Here is a 1,909-nt window from a genome sequence, read left to right as displayed (position 1 = left end):
CATTCGTATGCGTTTGATTTCTCGGTGTGGGAGATCTGGGGGGCGCTGCTGCACGGCGGGCGACTGGTGGTGGTCCCCGATGCGGTGGCCCGCTCCCCGAAGGACTTACACGCCCTGCTGGTCGCCGAGCAGGTGACCGTGTTGAGTCAGACCCCGGCGGCGGTGCGGATGCTGTCCCCGCAGGGTTTGGAGGGCACGGCGCTGGTGATCGGGGCCGAACCGGTGGGGCCCGAGGTGGTGGACCGCTGGGCGCCGGGGCGGACGATGATCAACGTCTACGGCCCGACCGAGACCACGATCTTCGCCACGGCCAGTACCCCGTTGGCGGCCAAGTCCGGGGCGCCGCCGATCGGGGCGGCGGTCCCCGGTGCGGCGTTGTTCGTCCTGGATGGCTGGTTGCGCCCGGTGCCGGTCGGGGTGGTCGGGGAGTTGTATGTGGCCGGGCGCGGGGTCGGTTATGGGTATGTGCGCCGGGCGGGGTTGAGCGCGACGCGGTTCGTGGCGTGTCCGTTCGGGCCGGCGGGTGCGCGGATGTATCGCAGCGGGGATCTGGTGTGCTGGGGTGCTGATGGGCAGCTGCGCTATGTCGGGCGCGCCGATGAGCAGGTCAAGATCCGCGGCTACCGCATCGAGATCGGCGAAATCCGTACCGCCCTGGCCGCCCTGGACGGGGTCGCCGACGCGGTCGTCATCGTGCGCGAGGACCGCCCCGGTGACAAACGCCTCATCGGCTACATCACCGGCACCGCCGAGCCCACCGCGCTGCGCACCCACCTCGCCCAACGCCTACCCGACTACATGATCCCGGCCGCCATCGTCGCACTGCCCGCCCTGCCCACCACCATCAACGGCAAACTCGACACCCGCGCCCTACCCCCACCCGAATACACCGACACCGATCACTACCGCGCCCCGGGCAGCGCGATCGAGGAAATCCTCGCCGGCATCTACGCCCAAGTCCTGGGCCTCGAGCGGGTCGGAATCGACCAGTCGTTCTTCGACCTCGGCGGCGACTCGCTCTCGGCGATGCGGGTGATCGCGGCCATCAACAGTGGGCTGGATACCGCACTGACGGTGCGGGCGCTGTTCGAGGCACCCACGGTGGCGCAGTTGGCGCCCCGAACCGGCAGCAGCGGGGGCGGCCTGATGCCGTTGGTCGCCGCCGAACGGCCTGCGACGGTGCCGCTTTCGTTCGCCCAGAGCCGGTTGTGGTTCCTGGACCAATTGCACGGGCCGTCACCGGTCTACAACATGGCCGCTGCCCTGCGGCTGGTCGGCCGGCTGAACATCGACGCGTTGCGCGCCGCCTTGGCCGACGTGGTGGCCCGCCACGAGAGCCTGCGCACCGTCTTCGCTGCGCCGGAGGGCAACCCGCAACAGGTCGTGCTGCCGTCCACGCAGGCCGGCGTCGGTTGGGACGTAGTGCACACCGACGGCTGGCCGGCGAGCCGGCTCGCTGATGCCATCGAGGCGGCGGCGCGTTACTCGTTTGATCTGGCTGCTGAGGTTCCGTTGCGGGCGACGCTTTTCCGGTTGGGTGAGGGTGAGCATGTGCTCGTGGCGGTGGCTCACCATATTGCCGCTGACGGGTGGTCGATTACGCCGTTGGTGCGTGATCTGGGGGTGGCGTATGCCAGTCGGTGTGCGGGTGAAGCGCCCGGCTGGGCCGAATTACCCGTCCAGTATGTGGATTACACCTTGTGGCAGCGGGCGCAGTTTGGTGATCTGGATGATCCGCATAGTGCGATCGCCGCGCAGTTGGCCTATTGGATGGACGCGTTGGCGGGGATGCCTGAGCGGTTGGAGTTGCCGACGGATCGCGGATATCCGGCGGTGGCTGATTATCGGGGGGCGCGGGTGGCCGTGGAGTGGCCCGCGCAGTTGCAGCAGCGGGTGCGTGAGGTGGCCG

The 1,909-nt window shown here is 69.1% G+C and carries 1 protein-coding gene; it reads left to right on the top strand.

The annotated features are described in order from the left end of the window. Positions 1-1,909: condensation domain-containing protein (locus tag A5750_RS06630; protein WP_156664286.1), on the top strand; the 1,909-nt coding region annotated here is incomplete at both ends.

This window comes from Mycobacterium sp. 852002-51613_SCH5001154, assembly GCF_001667425.1.
Classification (GTDB): domain Bacteria; phylum Actinomycetota; class Actinomycetes; order Mycobacteriales; family Mycobacteriaceae; genus Mycobacterium.
This window is presented reverse-complemented; position numbering and strand designations above follow the sequence as displayed.